The organism is Vibrio sp. 2134-1 (assembly GCF_033339495.1).
Window position 1 is genome coordinate 1 of the sequence record NZ_JAWOUS010000693.1, and the last position, 589, is coordinate 589.

Below are 589 nucleotides of genomic sequence, written 5' to 3' on the forward strand. Positions count from 1 at the left end.
ACGACTAGCACGTGATGGATGGTTGACTATCCAACACGGTAAACCAACAAAAGTTAACCAATTTATGGAGACATCTGGTCTGCATATCTTGGATACGTTGATGACGCTAGACGTCGATAATGCAACAAATATTGTAGAAGATTTGCTTGCGGCACGTACCAACATCAGCCCTATCTTTATGCGTTATGCATTCAAGGCGAACAAAGAAAACTCTGAGCGTACAATCAAGAACGTAATTGAGTCTTGTGAAGCACTTGTGAATGCATCGTCTTGGGATGATTTCATTGCCTCTTCTCCGTATGCGGATAAGGTGCTTCAAAGCGTTAAAGAAGACAACGAAAAAGATGAAGCAAAGCGTCAGGAAATCTTGATCGCGAAAACATTTAACTTTTACGATTACATGTTGTTCCAACGCTTAGCATTCCACTCTGGTAACCAAATCTACGGTTTGATTTTCAATGGCTTGAAGAAGCTGTATGACCGAGTTGGCAGTTACTACTTCTCTAACCCGGCCTCACGTGATTTGGCGCTAAGATTCTACCGTCAACTGCTAGAAACTTGTGAAACGGGCCAGCGTGAACAATTGCCA

General features: G+C 42.6%; 1 protein-coding gene. It reads left to right on the forward strand.

Annotated features, from left to right (window positions below):
* The coding region (gene fadR, locus R7R78_RS28005) for a fatty acid metabolism transcriptional regulator FadR (protein ID WP_225474839.1) at nucleotides 1–589 on the forward strand (589 nt) is incomplete at both ends.